This window comes from Pontiella sulfatireligans (assembly GCF_900890705.1).
In the GTDB taxonomy this organism is placed as follows: Bacteria; Verrucomicrobiota; Kiritimatiellia; order Kiritimatiellales; family Pontiellaceae; genus Pontiella; species Pontiella sulfatireligans.
Genome location: NZ_CAAHFH010000001.1, coordinates 3,320,026 through 3,336,031 on the forward strand (window position 1 = coordinate 3,320,026; position 16,006 = coordinate 3,336,031).

14 protein-coding genes are annotated in these 16,006 nt (G+C 56.2%); 5 read left to right on the forward strand and 9 right to left on the reverse strand.

Going from position 1 to position 16,006, the window contains the following annotated elements; all coding sequences use genetic code 11:
- Window positions 1-3 precede the first annotated feature (3 nt).
- The 7 genes from SCARR_RS11650 to SCARR_RS11680 all read right to left on the reverse strand — a co-directional run bounded on the left by SCARR_RS11650 (window position 4) and on the right by SCARR_RS11680 (window position 11,820).
- Entirely contained in the window at window positions 4-819 is an 816-nt protein-coding gene (locus SCARR_RS11650; protein WP_168433252.1) for a polyphosphate polymerase domain-containing protein, read from the reverse strand.
- A complete protein-coding gene (locus SCARR_RS11655; protein WP_136061749.1) occupies window positions 812-5,707 on the reverse strand; it encodes a lamin tail domain-containing protein in 4,896 nt (1,631 codons plus the stop codon). The genes SCARR_RS11650 and SCARR_RS11655 overlap by 8 nt, the downstream gene beginning before the upstream one ends.
- A gap of 196 nt (window positions 5,708-5,903) precedes the next feature.
- On the reverse strand, window positions 5,904-7,670 hold the full coding sequence (locus SCARR_RS11660; RefSeq protein WP_136061750.1) for an FAD-dependent oxidoreductase: 1,767 nt from the start codon (window positions 7,668-7,670) through the stop codon (window positions 5,904-5,906).
- A gap of 14 nt (window positions 7,671-7,684) precedes the next feature.
- The gene (locus SCARR_RS29070; RefSeq protein WP_136061751.1) at window positions 7,685-9,466 is read right to left on the reverse strand and encodes an FAD-dependent oxidoreductase; all 1,782 of its coding nucleotides are present in this window, start codon (window positions 9,464-9,466) and stop codon (window positions 7,685-7,687) included.
- Window positions 9,463-10,086 (reverse strand): ferric reductase-like transmembrane domain-containing protein, encoded by a 624-nt coding sequence (locus SCARR_RS11670; protein WP_136061752.1) that lies wholly within the window; start codon window positions 10,084-10,086, stop codon window positions 9,463-9,465. The genes SCARR_RS29070 and SCARR_RS11670 overlap by 4 nt, the downstream gene beginning before the upstream one ends.
- Window positions 10,087-10,092: 6 nt before the next feature.
- Complete coding sequence (locus SCARR_RS11675; RefSeq protein WP_136061753.1) at window positions 10,093-10,305, reverse strand: 4Fe-4S dicluster domain-containing protein; 213 nt, start codon at window positions 10,303-10,305, stop codon at window positions 10,093-10,095.
- Window positions 10,306-10,533: 228 nt separating this feature from the next.
- A complete protein-coding gene (locus SCARR_RS11680; protein WP_136061754.1) occupies window positions 10,534-11,820 on the reverse strand; it encodes a cytidylate kinase family protein in 1,287 nt (428 codons plus the stop codon).
- Window positions 11,821-12,420: 600 nt separating this feature from the next.
- On the opposite strand from SCARR_RS11680, the gene SCARR_RS11685 reads away from it, so the two are divergent.
- The 4 genes from SCARR_RS11685 (at window position 12,421) to SCARR_RS11695 (ending at window position 13,972) form a co-directional block, all read left to right on the forward strand.
- Window positions 12,421-12,687 carry a DUF6788 family protein gene (locus SCARR_RS11685; protein ID WP_136061755.1) on the forward strand — a complete coding sequence of 89 codons (267 nt, stop codon included), beginning with the start codon at window positions 12,421-12,423 and terminating at the stop codon, window positions 12,685-12,687.
- Entirely contained in the window at window positions 12,680-12,868 is a 189-nt protein-coding gene (locus SCARR_RS11690; protein ID WP_136059844.1) for a hypothetical protein, read from the forward strand. Before SCARR_RS11685 ends, SCARR_RS11690 begins: the two co-directional genes overlap by 8 nt.
- 415 nt (window positions 12,869-13,283) lie before the next feature.
- A complete protein-coding gene (locus tag SCARR_RS28160) occupies window positions 13,284-13,517 on the forward strand; it encodes a hypothetical protein (protein WP_168433253.1) in 234 nt (77 codons plus the stop codon).
- The gene (locus tag SCARR_RS11695; protein WP_168433254.1) at window positions 13,457-13,972 is read left to right on the forward strand and encodes a transposase; all 516 of its coding nucleotides are present in this window, start codon (window positions 13,457-13,459) and stop codon (window positions 13,970-13,972) included. The genes SCARR_RS28160 and SCARR_RS11695 overlap by 61 nt, the downstream gene beginning before the upstream one ends.
- Before the next feature lie 265 nt (window positions 13,973-14,237).
- On the opposite strand, the gene SCARR_RS11700 is transcribed toward SCARR_RS11695, so the two are convergent.
- Window positions 14,238-14,591 (reverse strand): tetratricopeptide repeat protein, encoded by a 354-nt coding sequence (locus SCARR_RS11700; RefSeq protein WP_136061757.1) that lies wholly within the window; start codon window positions 14,589-14,591, stop codon window positions 14,238-14,240.
- 109 nt (window positions 14,592-14,700) lie between these two features.
- Window positions 14,701-15,186: an EF-hand domain-containing protein gene (locus tag SCARR_RS11705; protein ID WP_136061758.1), complete on the reverse strand. Its 486-nt coding sequence runs from the start codon at window positions 15,184-15,186 to the stop codon at window positions 14,701-14,703.
- A gap of 142 nt (window positions 15,187-15,328) precedes the next feature.
- Between SCARR_RS11705 and SCARR_RS11710 the strand changes: the two genes are divergently transcribed.
- Window positions 15,329-16,003: a response regulator transcription factor gene (locus SCARR_RS11710; RefSeq protein ID WP_136061759.1), complete on the forward strand. Its 675-nt coding sequence runs from the start codon at window positions 15,329-15,331 to the stop codon at window positions 16,001-16,003.
- The last annotated feature ends 3 nt before the right edge of the window (window positions 16,004-16,006 follow it).

The following is a 16,006-nucleotide window of genomic DNA, read 5'->3' on the forward strand; positions in this document are numbered from 1 at the left end:
CCTTTAATCATACATAAACTCATCGGCAAACGGGGCCTCCCCGTTGCCGGTTAAACAATTTTCCATCCAGATCGCGGTGGAATATTTGCAATTCCCGCAACGCACCAGATCAAATTCCTGCACCAACTCCACCATCCACGTCGGCACCTGTTCGGTGCACTTCACCTCCAGCACGAGCGATGATTCCCGGCGGTTGCGCACCAGCCCGCTGTCCATCGAAATAAACCGGCCGTTGCCACCCCAGTTGTACATATCGGATACTGGCTGGTAGCTCAGTTGCGAATCGAAGGTGATCCGGGCATAGTGATCGAAAATGCTGGTAAAAGCTTCGCGGCAATAGCGGATATAGACGAGCGGCTTGGCGTTGATCTCGTGGTTCAGCCGCACAAATTCGCGAAAAGCCTCGCGCTCCGTGACGGACTTGAGGTTCAGCTCATCCCTGTGCTTTTCCAGAATGCCCGGCTTCCACTGATCGAACGCAATACAGGCGCGCGACTTGATGACGCGCTCAAAATATTTACGTTTTATTTCAAGAAACACCGGTGCTTGACCCGGCGGTTTGCCGTAGGTCCGCACCCGCAGCTTGAACCGATGCGCCGCTTCCCTCTCCTTGGCATAATGGAGCGAGAGCGACGGCGTATCGAGTTGCAGCGTGTTGATGAAATACGTACCGCCGGCGGCCGCACAGTGCTTGTCCATCGTGCAATAGGGCTGGATGAAACCCTTGATCGGCTCCACCAACCGGCGCGGAATTATGTACTTCGCCTCAAAGCGATCCAGCTCCGTGGAAAAATCGGCCGTTGAACTTTGACTACTCATCGTCCACCCGGAGTTGGTAGTAGGTACATTCCACATCGTCCACTCCGACGGTGTAGGTGTTCAACGGCGGCGTCGATGAAATAGGCGATATGGAAAGCAAGAAATCGCCGGAAACCAAGTTGGTGCTGATCCACAACGAGTAGGTTTTTCCGGTTGCACTCTGCCAAGTGAATACAGAATCCTCGGCCGTTTCCAATGACTCGAACTTAAAGACGGAAACCGCATTGGTCGGGTCGGTGCCGGCGCGCCACTCGTTGTAGTTGGAAGCGCCGTCGTTGTCCCAATCGTCGTCTTCGCCGCCGTTCGCCGCGTTGATGGAACCGAAATAATCAATCTCCCAATCGTCCGGCAGGGCGTCGGAATCGCTCAGCGCCGCAGTTCCTGGCGAGGGGTTCGCGTTCGCGGCCCAGTTGGCGGCGTCGTTCGGGTAGAGCGCGGCATCGGCTCGTTCGAGCGAAGAGCCGAGTCCGTCGGCATCCGTCGGCCATGGGGCGGCGTCGTTGTATTCAACCCGCTCGACGACAATGTACGGAACCTCGCCGGTCAGCGTTTCCGGGTCGCCGGGCTTGCTGAGCAGGAGCTCTTCGCCGTCGTTGTTGAGCTGGCCGTCGTAGGGGCCCAGCACCGTGACGCCTGCATCCACCGAGTAGTAGCTGGTGAAGGCGGCGGCGGTGGTCTCGGAAACCACGACGCTTTCGCCGGGATCGAGCACGAGCCCTTCCGGGAAGGTGAATTCAACCGCGCCTTCCAGCTTCCAGGTGTTGGTCGGATAGCTGGCATCGTAGAGCGGGACGGTCGAAGAGCCGCGGTTATAGAGTTCAATAAACTCGAATCCGTTGCTGTCCGCCGGGTGATACATGATTTCCGTAAAGACCGCATCGCCGATCAGCGGATAGGCGTTGGTCGCGCCCGAAGTCTGCGCGCTCTGCGCAGTGAAGTCGGTTGCGCCGTCGCTCTTCACATGCCGGCCAAAGGTGACGTCACGCTCGGCGGCGCCAAAACTTTCCTCAACCCAGTAGCCGGTCAATTCGCCGCCTTCGCCGGAGGAGAGGTAGATGTCGTCGCCCAGCTCGCTGAACGCAAAGCCGTTTGTTCCGGCGACGGTTGTGCCAAAATGGGAATGCTCGGTGAGCACCAGATACCCGCTGGGAGCAATACTGGAAAGTCCGCTCAGTTCAACTTTCGCGAGGTTGTCCTCGTCGTCGCTGAGAAACCATCCGTTGATGTCGATGGAATTGGTTGAGGCGTTGTAGAGTTCGACCCAGTCGCCGGGCGTGTCGTCGTCCTGATGGGTCAGCGATTCGTTGATCAGCAGATCATCCGGATTCAGGAAACCATCCGACCCTTCGCCGGGCGTTCCGCCGCTGTATTTGCTAGGCCGCCAGGAGGAGCTGTCGCTCCAGGTGTTGGTGGCGGCGTACGGATCGATCAGCGTCAGCGAAAACCCTCCGCCATCGGTGGCGTCGTACCAGTCGCTGTACTCAAAATCGAGGATGGTGTTGCCGAGCCCTTCGACCAGCGCAATGTCCTCGCCGCCGTTATCCAACGCAGCGGTCGGGATAAAGAATTTTCCATGATACTCGCCGGCAATGTTGATGGACGCCCAGTTGGAATAGCGGTTGGTGAACGCGTCGTAGTCGTTCACAAGCACGGCATATTCGCCGGGAGCGAGGATCGCGACATCGCCTTCGGTGAAGTCGAAGCGAACGCCGTTCGAAAACTCTGTTCCTGCCAAACCGACGGTTTCGGTTCCGGTGTTGAGCAGTTCGATAAACTCGGCGTCCGTGTCGGCAGGATTGTACATGATTTCGGTGACGCGCAGGGGCGATTCCTCGTCCACCACAAAGGTAGCTTTGGTGAGCGCGCTCCAGGTGCCGCCGCTCAAAACGCGCGCCTTGACCTGCGCGGAATGACCAAGGGCAATGGCCGAACCGTAGGCCGTGCCGGCCGTCGCGCCGCCGACGGCGCGCGGGTCGGAACCGTCGGTGGTGTAGTAGATGGCGCCGCTGCCGGAGATCGAAAGCGAGATGCCGGAACCGATACTGCCGCCATACTGGCTGAATGTGGGCGCGGCCACGGATGGATACCAGCCCTTCGCTACGATCTGGGCCAGCACGGTGTCGGAACGGGTAGTCGGCGAGGCGCGGAAGTAGCTGTTGAGCAGCCAGTTCACAGTGCCCAGCCAATCTCCGTCGCGGGTATAGAGCGTGCCGGTGCTATCGCCCCAGCGCGCGGACTCCGCAACGACAGCACTGTAAATTTCATCCCGGCGCACTTCCAGCCGGTTTGCACAGACTTCAGAGGTCAACAGCCCCTCATTAAAGAAATATTCATGCACATGGTCGGCGAAACGGAGCTTGTATTCGGCATTACCCATAAGCTTTAGGTTCAGCGACCATGGATTAAACCGATCCACCGCATCGAAGGAACTGCTCAGACTCACGTTGAAACGGTTTTGACTCACGCCCTCCGACCGCTCGAGCGAGTGCTCGTTGTCGTGGGCAACAAACTTGAAGCCGTCCGGGTTTTCGCGGTTATAGATGGCGGTAAGGTTGCGCGGCATGGTTGGGCTGTTCATCGGAGGGCCCACCGGTGAGTCGCGGTTTGCGGTAAAGTAAACGAGCAGCATATAGTCGATCACGTTGTCCACATCCAGCAGTTTGGTGTAGCTGCTGTTTTCCGTTCCGTTCGCGTTCATTCCCTGAAGGGCGAAATAGGAGGCGTTGGCACTTACACCGCCATACGCTCCGGCCCAAAGTGAATCGTAGGCATCGCGTGTGCCGTCAACGGCATAGATGTCGCCCGAGTCGGCATCGGCCTTCACCGCATCATAATCGTCGTCATCATCGCCGTAATACGATTCGGCATAATTCGATTCGCAACGCTCTTCGGTCTGGTAGAGGCCCCAGTACATCCCGTTAATGTAGAGGTGGTAATATTCACCGGCGGTATAGGGCTGGTTCATATCGCGAAGGGAATCGCGGGTGAAAATATCGTAAAGCCAGGTAGCATACTGCGGGGTCTGGTTGGCCCAGGAAAAGTTTTGCCCAGTCCGCAGATCCATGCGTTTAAAGCTGTCCACGCCCTCATCGCCGAACAAAGGGTAATTCAGGCGCGATGTCCCGTATTCCGACCGGAAGAAAAAGCGGAAGGAGTGCTTCGGATTACTGGACGATGTACTCGATGCCCCGCGAATGCGAATGCCGCCGTTAATCTGGAATCCTTTGGTTCCATCCGGGTTGATCAGTTCAACCGACGTTTCCCGCTCCCACAGCTCGCCCTCCTGACTTGCATTTACATAGATGCCGCTGCTGGCATCAAACAGGTTGTCCGGATCGGTTACGATGGAGATGGAGGGAATCGCCTTCAGCGCACTTTCGATCTCGCCGGAATAGTCTGGATCTTGTGTAACATCCGTATCCATGCCGTAATCAAAGCCCTGTCCGTTGACCGAGCTGGACGGGAAGTAGGGATCCAGCGAAGCAACACTGGTTCCCTGCGCAATGATGTCGCCGAGGAACAGATAGGTCTGGGTATCGACATCGCTGGGCTGGTAGCCCGTCAGGAAGGCGGCCGCGCGCAGCACCGTGGTTTTGCTGATGGCGACGGGGCCGGTATAGAGCGTGCCGTTGTCGGTGGCCGGCTCCGTGCCGTCGATGGTGTAGTAGATCGCCGCGCCTTCGGTCTTGCAGCTGATCTCCACGTTGGTTGCCGCGGAAAAGAAACCGCGATCCACGCTGAAGCTTGTGTCGCCCACGTAGCCGAGCACGCCGAACACGTTGTCGGCACCGGGAGTAGGTGTAGTGAAATACATCGCCGAGTTGGTCTCGATACTCCCGACGGTAATGCCGGACAGCACCGGCATGATGAAGAAATCCGGTTCGCCCGAGGATGTTCTCGGATCAAACGGATAAGCCAATCCATGGATGGCCAGCACATTATCACCGGTTTGCAGATAGTTCCCCGCATTCAACAAGGTGAAATCCTCATAGGCCGTACCTGCATGCTCGGCAGTGGCCGAGGAAGAATAGGATGGAGAGGCCGGCGCGTTGGCCGATGCCACTTCGGTGCCGTTGATGTAGGCGACAAACCCATCATCATACTTCATCCGCAGCGCCAGCTGCGAGATGCCGGTTGCGTCATCCAACGTGAACGCCACCCGAATGTAGGCACTATTGTAGATGGTGGGCGGCCTGCCGTCGATGAACATAGAACTTTCCAAATCCAGATTGATCATTGAGGTGTACGTTGATCCCTTGTCATATCCGACACCGGTCTGTCCGGAATTCCAGCCCGAATCGCTAAAGCCAACGGTGTTCCAGGAGGCCGAAGGCTCCGAGGTTCCAACGAACGCCGTGGCATCCTCGCCCTCCGCAACCAGGTAGGAATAGCCCGAATCCTGCTCCAGTCCATAGGAGACGTCATCGTCCTGCTCGGGATAATCCAGAAAAGAATCCGCAATAGTGGTTCCGTCCGTCTTTGTCAGCACCACGCTCTCGTCGCTGCCGCTCAGTTTGAAGTTGGTGTGCAGATAGCCGAGGCTGTCCGTGTAGCCGGCGGTTTCTTGCCCCGAGGCAAAGACCACCAGAAATTCGCCGGCGGCAATGCTCTTCGACGGAAACGCCCACTGGGTCAGGTCGTTGGCGTCATCACTCAGGTACCAGCCGGTCAAACTAACGGAGCTGTCGCCTAGGTTGTACAGCTCGATCCAGTCGGAATAGTTGCCGTCGCCGTCGATCAGCGTCTTGTCGTTCTTGGCCATGAACTCGCTGATGACCACCTGAGCATGGCCGGAGCTTGCCGACATCAGAAAAACCATTACAGCAACGGCGGCCATCGCCCGCCCTGTCAATGCGCCCGTAAGCGCGGATATTAACTTAATACTCATTAATCTGCCCCTGCCTTTTGTTAGTTTCGTGTCAGCATCAGACCATCGAAAAATGACAGCTCGCCACGGGGGAAAATGAATTTTTTGTCATAATCGTTTTCGACCGGCGGAGTCGCCGCCCCAACAAAAAGTTCCGGACCTTGGATGTATCCAAGATCCGGAACAGGGGTTTGGGGGAATGTTGCTGGAAAATACGTCAGCCGGCTTTTATGGAATGTTTTAATAGCTCCATGTTGCCGTTGGCGGCTTGGCGGATCTTGATCCAGCAGAGCCAGTCGTTGTCGTTGCGTTCGGGATAGTCCTCGCGATAGTGGCTGCCGCGGCTTTCTTTTCGCATTAACGAGGCGCGCAGTTTCATTTCGGCATTCAAAACCATGTTAGCGGTTTCGTGGCAGAGTCGCAGTTCGTGCAGATCGTCGGCCTTGAGCAGCGGCACCTGGTGGTCGCGCAGATATTCAATATAGGTCAGCGCGGCCTGCAGCCGCTCCTCGCTCTTCACGTAGAGAATAAAGTTGGGGATCATGACCCCCTGCAACGTCTGCGTGACCCACTGCGACGAAAAGCCGCTGTCGCGCAGATACGGTGCATAAATGTCGGCATTGACCTGCGTGAGCGCGGCCTCCGTCACCTTCGCCAGCGTGGAGCCCTTTGCATATTCGGCGGCGGTCTTTCCGGCCAGCGCACCCTGCGCCGCGGAGCCGGCCAACGATCCGCCCACCTGCGTATAGATGCCGCCCGTCTGCATCGAGCCGAGCGCATCGCCCGCGCCGTAAAGACCCGGAATGTTCGACGAGCACTTGTCATCCTGCGGAAACAGACCCTCGGCCTTGTGCTGCGACATGCCGGCCGATACGCCACCGCCCGAAGTCCCCATCGGAGGGCCACCGTGTCCACCACCGGGGCCGCCTTTGCCTCCGCCGGAACCTCCACCGGGAGGACCTCCCGGGCCACCGCCGTGACCTCCGGCCATTTTATCGCCACCCGGAGGCGGACCGCGTCGATCACCACCGGAACCGCCTCTGCCTCTAGGCGGAGGCCCCATCATGCCGCCGGAAGAGGGGCCGCTTTTCTCCACCGCGATGTTTTGTTCAACACCGAGCATGCCACGGATTTCCTCGGTATTGGAGCCCGTGGTCTTAGGCAATCCTTCAAGGCCAAAATTGGTCATGCCATGTCCATCCACCCATTCCTTGCCGGTAATTTCCGCGCCGATGCGATAGGCCATGGCATCGCCATCGCTGGTGAGCGAACCGATCTGCCAGCCGGTCGGCTTGAAGCCGCTCGCGCCGGTGCAAAGAATAACGCTCTTGGCATGGATCGCGATCGATTCGTTTTGGTCGATGAACAACCCCGCCGCGCCGGCCACCCGGCCGCCCTCTTCGAGCAGATGCGTGAGCATGCAGCGCTCGATGACCGGAATGTTCCGTTCCTTGAGCGGATGATTCATGGCCTTGGCATAGGTAGCTTCTTTGAAGAACCCCCACGACTCAAGCTCGTCAACCACAGTTGCGGATTGATCGAGCACCAGCTCGGTGTAGATCGGATTGTTCATGTATTCCGCCGCTTCGGCGGTTTTCTTGAGATATTCAGCCTTAGCCATGCCGTCTTTTTCGTCGAAGCGGAAAATGCCGCGGGCAAACGGCGTCTGGCCGGATTTGCCAACCGCACCTTTATCAACCAGCAGCACTTTCGCGCCACGGTCATGGGCCTTGACTGCCGCAAAGACACCGGCCATGCCGCCGCCGACGACGAGCACATCGGTCGTCAACTGGTTGATTTTACCTTCGGCGGCCTTTTTCTTTTTGGTCGAAGCGCCGCGCCCGCCCGGCGGCATCGACGGACGCCCGCCATCCGACGGTTGTTTCTGGTGTTGCCCAAAGGCTACGGTGCTGATTACTGCGCAGGATCCGCCGACGACTCCCATGAAGCCCCGGCGTTTAAATTTACTGTTAAGCGGATTCATGAAACCTATCCTTTTTAGCTTTTGGCAATGGGATGCTTGAGCAACGCCATGCTTCCGTCGTCGGCCTGTTTGATTTTAATCCAGCAAAGCCAGTCGGCGTCGTTCGCCTCCGGATAGTCGTCGCGATAGTGACTTCCGCGCGATTCCTTACGCATCAAAGCGGCGCGCAGCTTCATCTCGGCATTGAGGATCATGTTGGCGGTTTCGTGGCACTGCCGCAGCTCATGCAGATCGTCGGCCTTGAGCAGCGGCACCTGGTGGTCGCGCAAATATTCAATATAGCTCAGCGCGGCGAGCAACCGCTCTTCGCTTTTCACGTAGAGAATAAAGTTGGGGATCATCACGCCCTGCAACGTCTGCGTGACCCATTGCGGAGAAAAACCGCGGTCGCGGAGCAGCGGCGCATAGATTTCGGTGTTTATTTTTTTCAGCATGCTTCCCGGTGTTTTAACCATCGAAACGCCCTGGCAAAATTCAGCCGCCGTTTTTCCGGCAATGGCGCCCTGCACCGCCGAACCGGCCAGAGCCGAACCGCCCTGCGTATAAACCCCACCATTCTGCATGGAGCCAAGCGCGTCACCCGCGGCATAGAGCCCGGGAACGTTTGATGAACATTTGTCGTCCTGCGGGAACAGACCTTCGGCTTTGTGCTGCGACATGCCAGCGGAAGCGCCGCCCATCGAAACAGGCATAATACCGCCGCCTTTGCCGCCGGGAGGTCCACCAGGACCGCTCTTGCCGCCACCGCCACCGCCGGGAGGGCCGCCCGGACCACCCGCCATACGATCTCCGCCGGGCGGAGCACCTCGATGCTCGCCCCTCTCCGAAGAAGATCTTCCCGGACCACCGCCGCCACCGGGCGGGCCCATCATCCCTCCGGACGACGGACCGTTTTTGCTGACTTCAACATTTTCATCAATCGAGAGCTGCCCAACGATCTGAGCGCTGTCCACGGAAAGAATATCACCCAGCGACCCAAGTCCGGGGTTCGTTCTGGAATGTCCATCGACCCACTCTTTGCCGGTAATTTCCGCGCCAACGCGATAGGCCATGGCGTCGCCATCGGACGTGAGCCCACCGATCTGCCAGCCGGAGGGTTTGAAGCCGCTGGCACCGGTGCAGAGAATCACGCTCTTGGCATGGATCACCAGCGATTCGTTTTTGTCGATATACAGTCCCATGGCGCCAACCACCCGGTCGCCGTCCTTGAGCAGATTCGTCAGGGCAACGCGCTCAACGATTGGAATGTTGCGGTCTTTGAGCGGCTTGTTCAAAGCCTTGGCGTAGTTGGCTTCTTTGAAGAATCCCCAGCTCTCCAGCTCATCAACGCGTTCCGCGGAATGGTCAAGCAGCAGACGGGTGTAAACTGGGTTGTTCATGTATTCCGCCGCTTCGGCGGTTCCCTTCAGATATTCCGCCTTAGTCAAGCAGGCCTCACCTTCTTCGTAGCGAAAGATCGCTCGGGCGAACGGGGTCTGACCGGATTTACCGACCGCGCCTTTATCGACCAGCAGCACCTTTGCTCCGGCATCGTGCGCCTTGACCGCCGCAAAGACACCGGCCATGCCGCCGCCGACCACCAGCACATCGGCGGCCATCTGCCGAATGGTTCCCTCAACCGCCTTTTCCTTCTTTGCTGGGGTGCCGCGACCGCCCGGAGGCATCGGCGGGCGTTGGCCGCCTTCCGGCGGCCGTTCGTGCTTTTGCGCCAGGACTGCGGTGGTGATCACGGCGCAGGAGCCGCCGACGACCCCCATGAAGCCCCGGCGTTTGAATTTTGCATTAAGCGGGTTCATTGAACAGCCTCCTCATTTCTTTTGAGCAGAGGTTTGATGTATGAAACCAACAGGGACACAACAGCAACGCCTGCCAGTGCAATCCAGAAAGCCGACATGGCCTGATTGCTGTGGCGCCCCACCTTCAGGACGTGCAAGGTGGCGAACCCGACAAAGCTGATCGACAGCGCGCCATGCACGTAGCGGAACACTTTAGCCGGAAATTTTTTCCGGAAGAAGGCCAACACAACGAGCACGATCATCAAGAACCAGGCCATGATCCCCGTCAGCATCAGCGGCGACTTGACCATCAGTACAAGGTTGTCCATCGGAAGCGATTCCTGCACCCAGAACCGGCGCACAATCATCAGGAACGGATGGACGAGGAAGAACAGTCCGGCAACGTAGCCGATATATTTGTGCCAGCGCATCGAGGAGGAATATTTCATTTTCACGGTGTTGTCCGGCATCAGGCGCGACAGCCAGAACAGCCCGAGCATCAGCCCGAACGTTCCGACACTGGCCAGCGCCACAGTCAGCTGCAGGGTCGATTGGGTCGGCACGTCCTGCGCTATGGCCAGCAGAACCGGCACGAGCGCAAAGAACAGGAGAAACAGCGGCATAAAAATCCATTTAGTCATCAGTCATCACCATGCGGTTATGGCCGGAATGGTTTTTCCCGCCGAGATGGTTATTGCGTCTACCGGGCAGTATTGCTGGCAGAGGTAGCAGACCTGACAATCCTGTGGATAGCGGATCTCCGCCTTGCCCGTCTTCTCGTTAAGTCTCAGCACATCGGTTGGACATGTGGAAACACACGTCCCGCATCCGATGCATCCATCTATTCGTTCAATGCTCATAATTCGCTCCGTTTGAGTCAAAAGTCTTAAGGTTGAAAGTCGGAAGATCCTTTTCTTTCAATACGCAATATTGAAACCGATGAAAATGACGGGACACGGCGCGGATAAATGACAGGTTTGTCATAATTCCCAACTGCGACAGATGAGAAGAGACAGCAGAAAAAAGGAGGTCAATACCGACGGTTACGACAGTCAGCCCAATACGTGCACCGAAGCGCTTTCCTGCATTCAACGTTCGAATTCTTTCGCAGCCTCAATGATCATCCGGGCCGTATGCTCTGACCCGTAACGAGAACTGTCGATGGTCAGATGATAATTGGCCGCATCGCGCCAGTTTTTGCCGGTGTAATGATGGCAATAGTTCGCGCGTTCCTGATCCAGATGTTCGAGTTCTTTGTCGGTCAATGCGGAAACCGTACCATAGTCGCGAATGATTTTTGATTTGCGGTATTCGTTGTTTGCGTGAATGAAGACGCTAAAGCAGTTGGGGGTGTCCTTCAGGATAAAATTGGCGCATCGTCCTATAATGACACACGACTCCCTACTGCAAATATCCCTGATAATTTTGCTTTGAACTAAAAAAAGAACATCGGCCGGAGGCAGCCTGTCATTCACGTAGGCATAGTTCTGGGCATAAAGTTCATGCAACAGGGTACGCGCCAGTTTCTGCTCGTTCTGTTGAATATATTCCTCCGTGAATCCGCTTCGCTCTGCGGTCAGGTTGATCAGGGCTTTGTCGTTAAAAGGAATCCCCAGCTGCGTTGCGATATGCCGACCGATTTCATGGCCGCCGCTGCCGGATTCCCGCGAGATTGTAATAATCAGTTTCCCTGCAGCCGGAAAGGGCGCGACAACTGTTTTTACCGAACTTCCGCTGCCCACCCAATGGTCCAGCATCGGTAGTTTGCTGATGATGAATTTGACTAGAAACCCCACGAACAGGGCCGCCAGAATGGTTCCTTCCCGTATCCCTTCCAGCCGATGGAAGAAAACAAGAGAGCAGAGTATTCCGAGCACAACCATGGCGCTGTCACACCCGACCTTTACTTTGCCGAACTCTTTTTTAAACGATTCGGCGATCGCCACGATGAACCCCTCGCCAGGGAGATAGGTGAAGTTTGATCTGACCTCCAGAAATACACCGAAGGCCAGGACAACCAAACTGAGCAAACACCAGAATACCTGCATCCCGTACGAGGAAACATTGAGGCTGGCCACCAGATGCAGCGACAGGTCGATAAACAGTCCGAAAACCAAGACCATCGGCAGTTGAACCAGCTGTATCAAGCGATACCGTCTGCGCAACAGGAGGACCTGCAGGACCATGAGCAGTGCGTTGAAGAGAATGGTCAATTGCCCCAACGTGAGCGGAAACTTCTGACTGAAGACATACGGAATGCACGAAATAGGTGATACGCCCAGATCGGCTTTAACCGATAAAGCAACTCCCATTGCCATGACAAAAAGCCCGACGGTGAAGATGAGCATTTTCTTCAAAAAAAGATCAGTTTTCATTCCGTTTTTCCAGTGATCGTTCAAGATGAATCGACATGGAAAACAAACATTTCCGAATCAATACCCCTGACGGCATGTCGGTTCCGATCACAGGGATCAGTGTGCCGCAAACAGGCTTTATTTGAACATGCCTTCCGTCCTCCGCCATCCCCGCGGCAAAGAGAAAAGAGCGGGGCTGGAAAACGAAATCCAAAAAAGGAAGGTAGTAAACCTGCAGGGGCGTGGCGATGCAGAAACAATACAACATCCGGTGTGCAGCAGGGAGATCCGTGGCAACGAATGGAGGAAAAGCAGCGAATCCATATAGCCTGAACATTCATTACAGGGGAAAAAGGTGACCACCCGGAAGCGCGGGGGGGGGGGTAATGGGTGGGAGGTTAAGCATTTTGATGCTGAGTTGCGGCCAACCGCTACGCACCGATAAATGAACGTTGCAACTCCTCTTCTGAAGAGGGAACAGCCTCCTTAACTCGCCATCCTGTCAAGATTTCGCAGAACGCAGGTTGTTTTTTTCTGCGCCGTGTGATATGCGTATACGCATATTCAAAAAAAGGAGCGCGGCGGGGATGGATGAAGTCGAAAAATTGAGGACACGACGCGATGTGCTGTTGGAAGGAAATAGGTGAAGCGCCGCTTTGGGTGAACGGGTCGGTTGTTGAAACGACCCGAAAGACCTGCGGCAAGGAGAGCCCGTTCTACTACCTCTCCCATAGCATCAGGGGAAAAAACAAGATTACCTACATCTCGGCGGCGCATCTAAACCAATTCAAGGCGGCAGCGGCCCAGGGGGCAAGGATAAGGCTGCTGCACAACGAACTGAGCACGATAAACATGAAATTGATCAAGAAGGGAGGCCACGATGATTAACACCGACAAGTCCAACCGTCTCCTTGCAAGCTTCGGAGAGCTTGTGTCGAAAGAAACCTTCGATATGACGGCCCTAAAAAAAGGGCGTTTTCCAGATCGCGTGTTTTCCCGCTGGAGGTTGTTCTTTTCTCCCTTGTGCTCGATGCCTAGCAGGGCTTTGGGTGCGGCGTTGCCCGGCTGATCGCCAAACTGTTTGAACTGGGCATTGTCAGGGAGAGGAGACGGGATGCTTCCTGCAAGGGAATCGTATGATGAGGCCTGCGCCAAACTGCCTGCCGATATCGTGCGGCAACAGCTCGTGAATAGCCATCGGAATGAATATGGAACGAACGGCCGCACATTCCATGGCCTAAAGGTCCTGATACCTGACGGAACCAAGGTTCGTTCGCCGATACACAGCCGACAAGGGATAAATACGGAGCGGGGCAGGGTCATTATGTCCAGTCCCAAGCACTCGGCTTCTATGAGTTATCCACCGGTACGTTCGAGGATTTCAGGTTCGAGCACTGCAACACCCCGGAACGAGCCATTGCCATTGGGCATATGTTTCGAATGCGACCCGATCCCTGTACATGGCCGATGCAGGGTACAACGGCATGGCATTCATCGCGATCAGCATGGATAAGAACCATGAATTGCTGATGCCGCTCAAGAACTGCGCACTTGCAAAGAAGTTCCTCAAGGCAAAAAAGCGCTCCGCTGTCATCGGCATCAAGCTGAGCAAAATCCATTTGGCCAACTATCCAGGCCACCATCATCTTTTGGGGACGTGCATAAAGGTGCGCCTGATCCGAACGCGCGGCACCTCCAAGCTCGTTCGCAAGTATTGATTACCACCTTGATTGACGAAGTTGTCTTCGGGTGGCGGGAAGTGACGAAGCTATACCTGCAGCGCTATTGCGTCGAACTCGCCTTCCGTCACCTGAAGACAAGGATCGGGATTGAGAGAATCCGCAAACGAAAGCTCCTGCGAATTGAACAGCTTCTGTTTGCTGCGATCGTACTGTTCAATCTGTCGGCGGCACTCAGGAACAGAATCAGACGCCCCAGCCTTCTTCCTGAAAAGGCAGGGTATAAAGCTACACTGCTTCACATTATGCATAGAGCTGGTTCATACCTTCCTTCAAGCCGCCCTGGGGCCGCGGCGCGGGATCAGGAAAAAGATGGATTCGAGCCTGAGGGCAATCAAGGCTGCTGGTTCATCTATAAGCATGGCGGGCAGAGCCACGGATTTGCCGCACGCCTCCGTCGGAATTTTCCGTTCAAAAAGGAGCTGAAATGCTAACGGAGGTTGAAACAGCGAAATTCCTAAGCGTTGAGTACGAAATACTCGCGCAACAGTACGGCCAAAGGGAGTAAAAAAATGCTTAACCTCCCTCCCATTAGGGGGGGGGGGGGGGAGGGAGCGCTTCCGGGCAGTCGGTGGGGGAAGAATTATACGACGATGCCGCGGCAGAATGTGACTTCGACCGGTTCGGTGAAGCCGATGGCGATAAATGCGAACGGTGCGATATTTTTTTTCATTTCAATGGCTCCTCTCGGGCTTGTGTTTATGCCGCGGCGGAACAGTGAACCGGTTTCTGCGCTCCATAAATCGATTCCGCCACTTTGGCCAAGGTGTCGGCGTCGCCGAGTGCGATGAGGCAGTTCATGATGCCGTGCACAGACCCCTCGTCATTGCTTATTGCGCTGGCCTGTTCATAGAAGCGGAGCGCCTCTTCAAAGGCTCCCAGCCTGTAGGAAAGCCAGCCCGCCCGCAGAAAAACCGCATAGGACGAATCGTCCTCGGCTAGGATGTCTTTATGGATTTTCAAGGCTTTCTTGTAATCGCCCCGGCTCTCCGCACGGCGCGATTTCGCCCAGCGGTTTTCCCGCAAATATTTCTTTTTTTCAGTCGTGGTCATTGGCGTTGCTCCTTTCGGTTTCCCATGATTATGCTCCTGTTACTACTTCAACAAAGTGACCGCCCAGAGATGCGGAGAGGGGAAAGAGGCATCTCTGGGCGGCCGTGTATTACTTGCGACCGCCAGGAGGGGGCCCAGTGGGCGCTTCATCTTTGCTGAGATATCCGTCGTTGTTTTTATCCATCTCGGAGAAGTGTTCGGCCGGGCCGTCGAACTCTGAGGACGAAACCTTGCCATCGTTGTTCTTATCGAGCCTCGTCACAAAATCGGCACCACCGGACTTAGAGCCCTGTTGTTGCCGGCCCTGCCCTTGCTGTTCCAGTTGTTGTCCCTGTTTCTGTTCAGATGGCGGTCCGGTAGGGGCTTCGGCGGCGCTGATGTAGCCGTCGCTGTTTTGGTCAAATTGAGCAAAGTGCTCGGCGGGGCCGTTGAACTCGCTTTTTGAAACCTTCCCGTCATTGTCTTTGTCAAGCGTCTTCACAAAATCGGCGGCGCTGGGGGGCTGTTTGTTTTCGTTTCCACCGGGGCGGGCCATGGCAGTGCCTGCTGCGAACAGGCATAGAGCAACTAACTGCGTATTCATCTTTGCGTTCATAGGAGTCTCCTGGGGTTAAGTGTTTCCTTATGACGCCGATCATTTGAACCGCCTTAGATGACAATCAACCGCGCGGCTTTATGAATGTTTTGTAATGATTAATCCGTCGCCTGTTTTCAAATCCATATGGTAATCAAGACGTATGAAAGTTTTAATTGTAGAAGACGACCGCAAGATTTCCTCCTTCGTCCAGAAGGGCTTGAAGGAGCAGGGCTATGTGGTGGACGCCTGCCATGACGGCGATAGCGGCTATGACTTGGCGTCGGGTGAAAACTATGACGTGATCCTGCTAGATATCATGTTGCCGGGACGCGACGGACTGAGTATTCTGCGGGCGCTTCGCGAAGAAAAGAATACGGTGCCGGTCATTCTGCTCACTGCCCGCAGCGGGCTCGACGAGCGGGTCGAAGGCCTCAACATGGGGGCCGACGACTACCTGCCGAAGCCCTTTTTCATGGAGGAGCTCATCGCCCGCATCATCGCAGTCAGCCGGCGCGCATCCGGCGAACAACTCAGCGTCATTCACCACGGGAACATTGCGCTCAACCTCATCACGCGCGAGGTCAAGCGCGACGGCGAAACGCTGGAACTGACCAGCCGGGAATTCAACCTGCTCGAACTGCTGATGCGCTCGCCCGGCCGTGTCTATTCCCGCACCCAGCTGCTGGAGCACGTTTGGGGATACGACTTCGACCCGCAAACCAATGTCGTCGATGTTTACATCCGCCGCGTGCGCGGCAAGATCGACTCGCCGGACGCCTCCTCTCTCATCGGCACCGTTCGCGGCGTCGGCTACCGCTTCCTGGCAGCGGGGTAGACA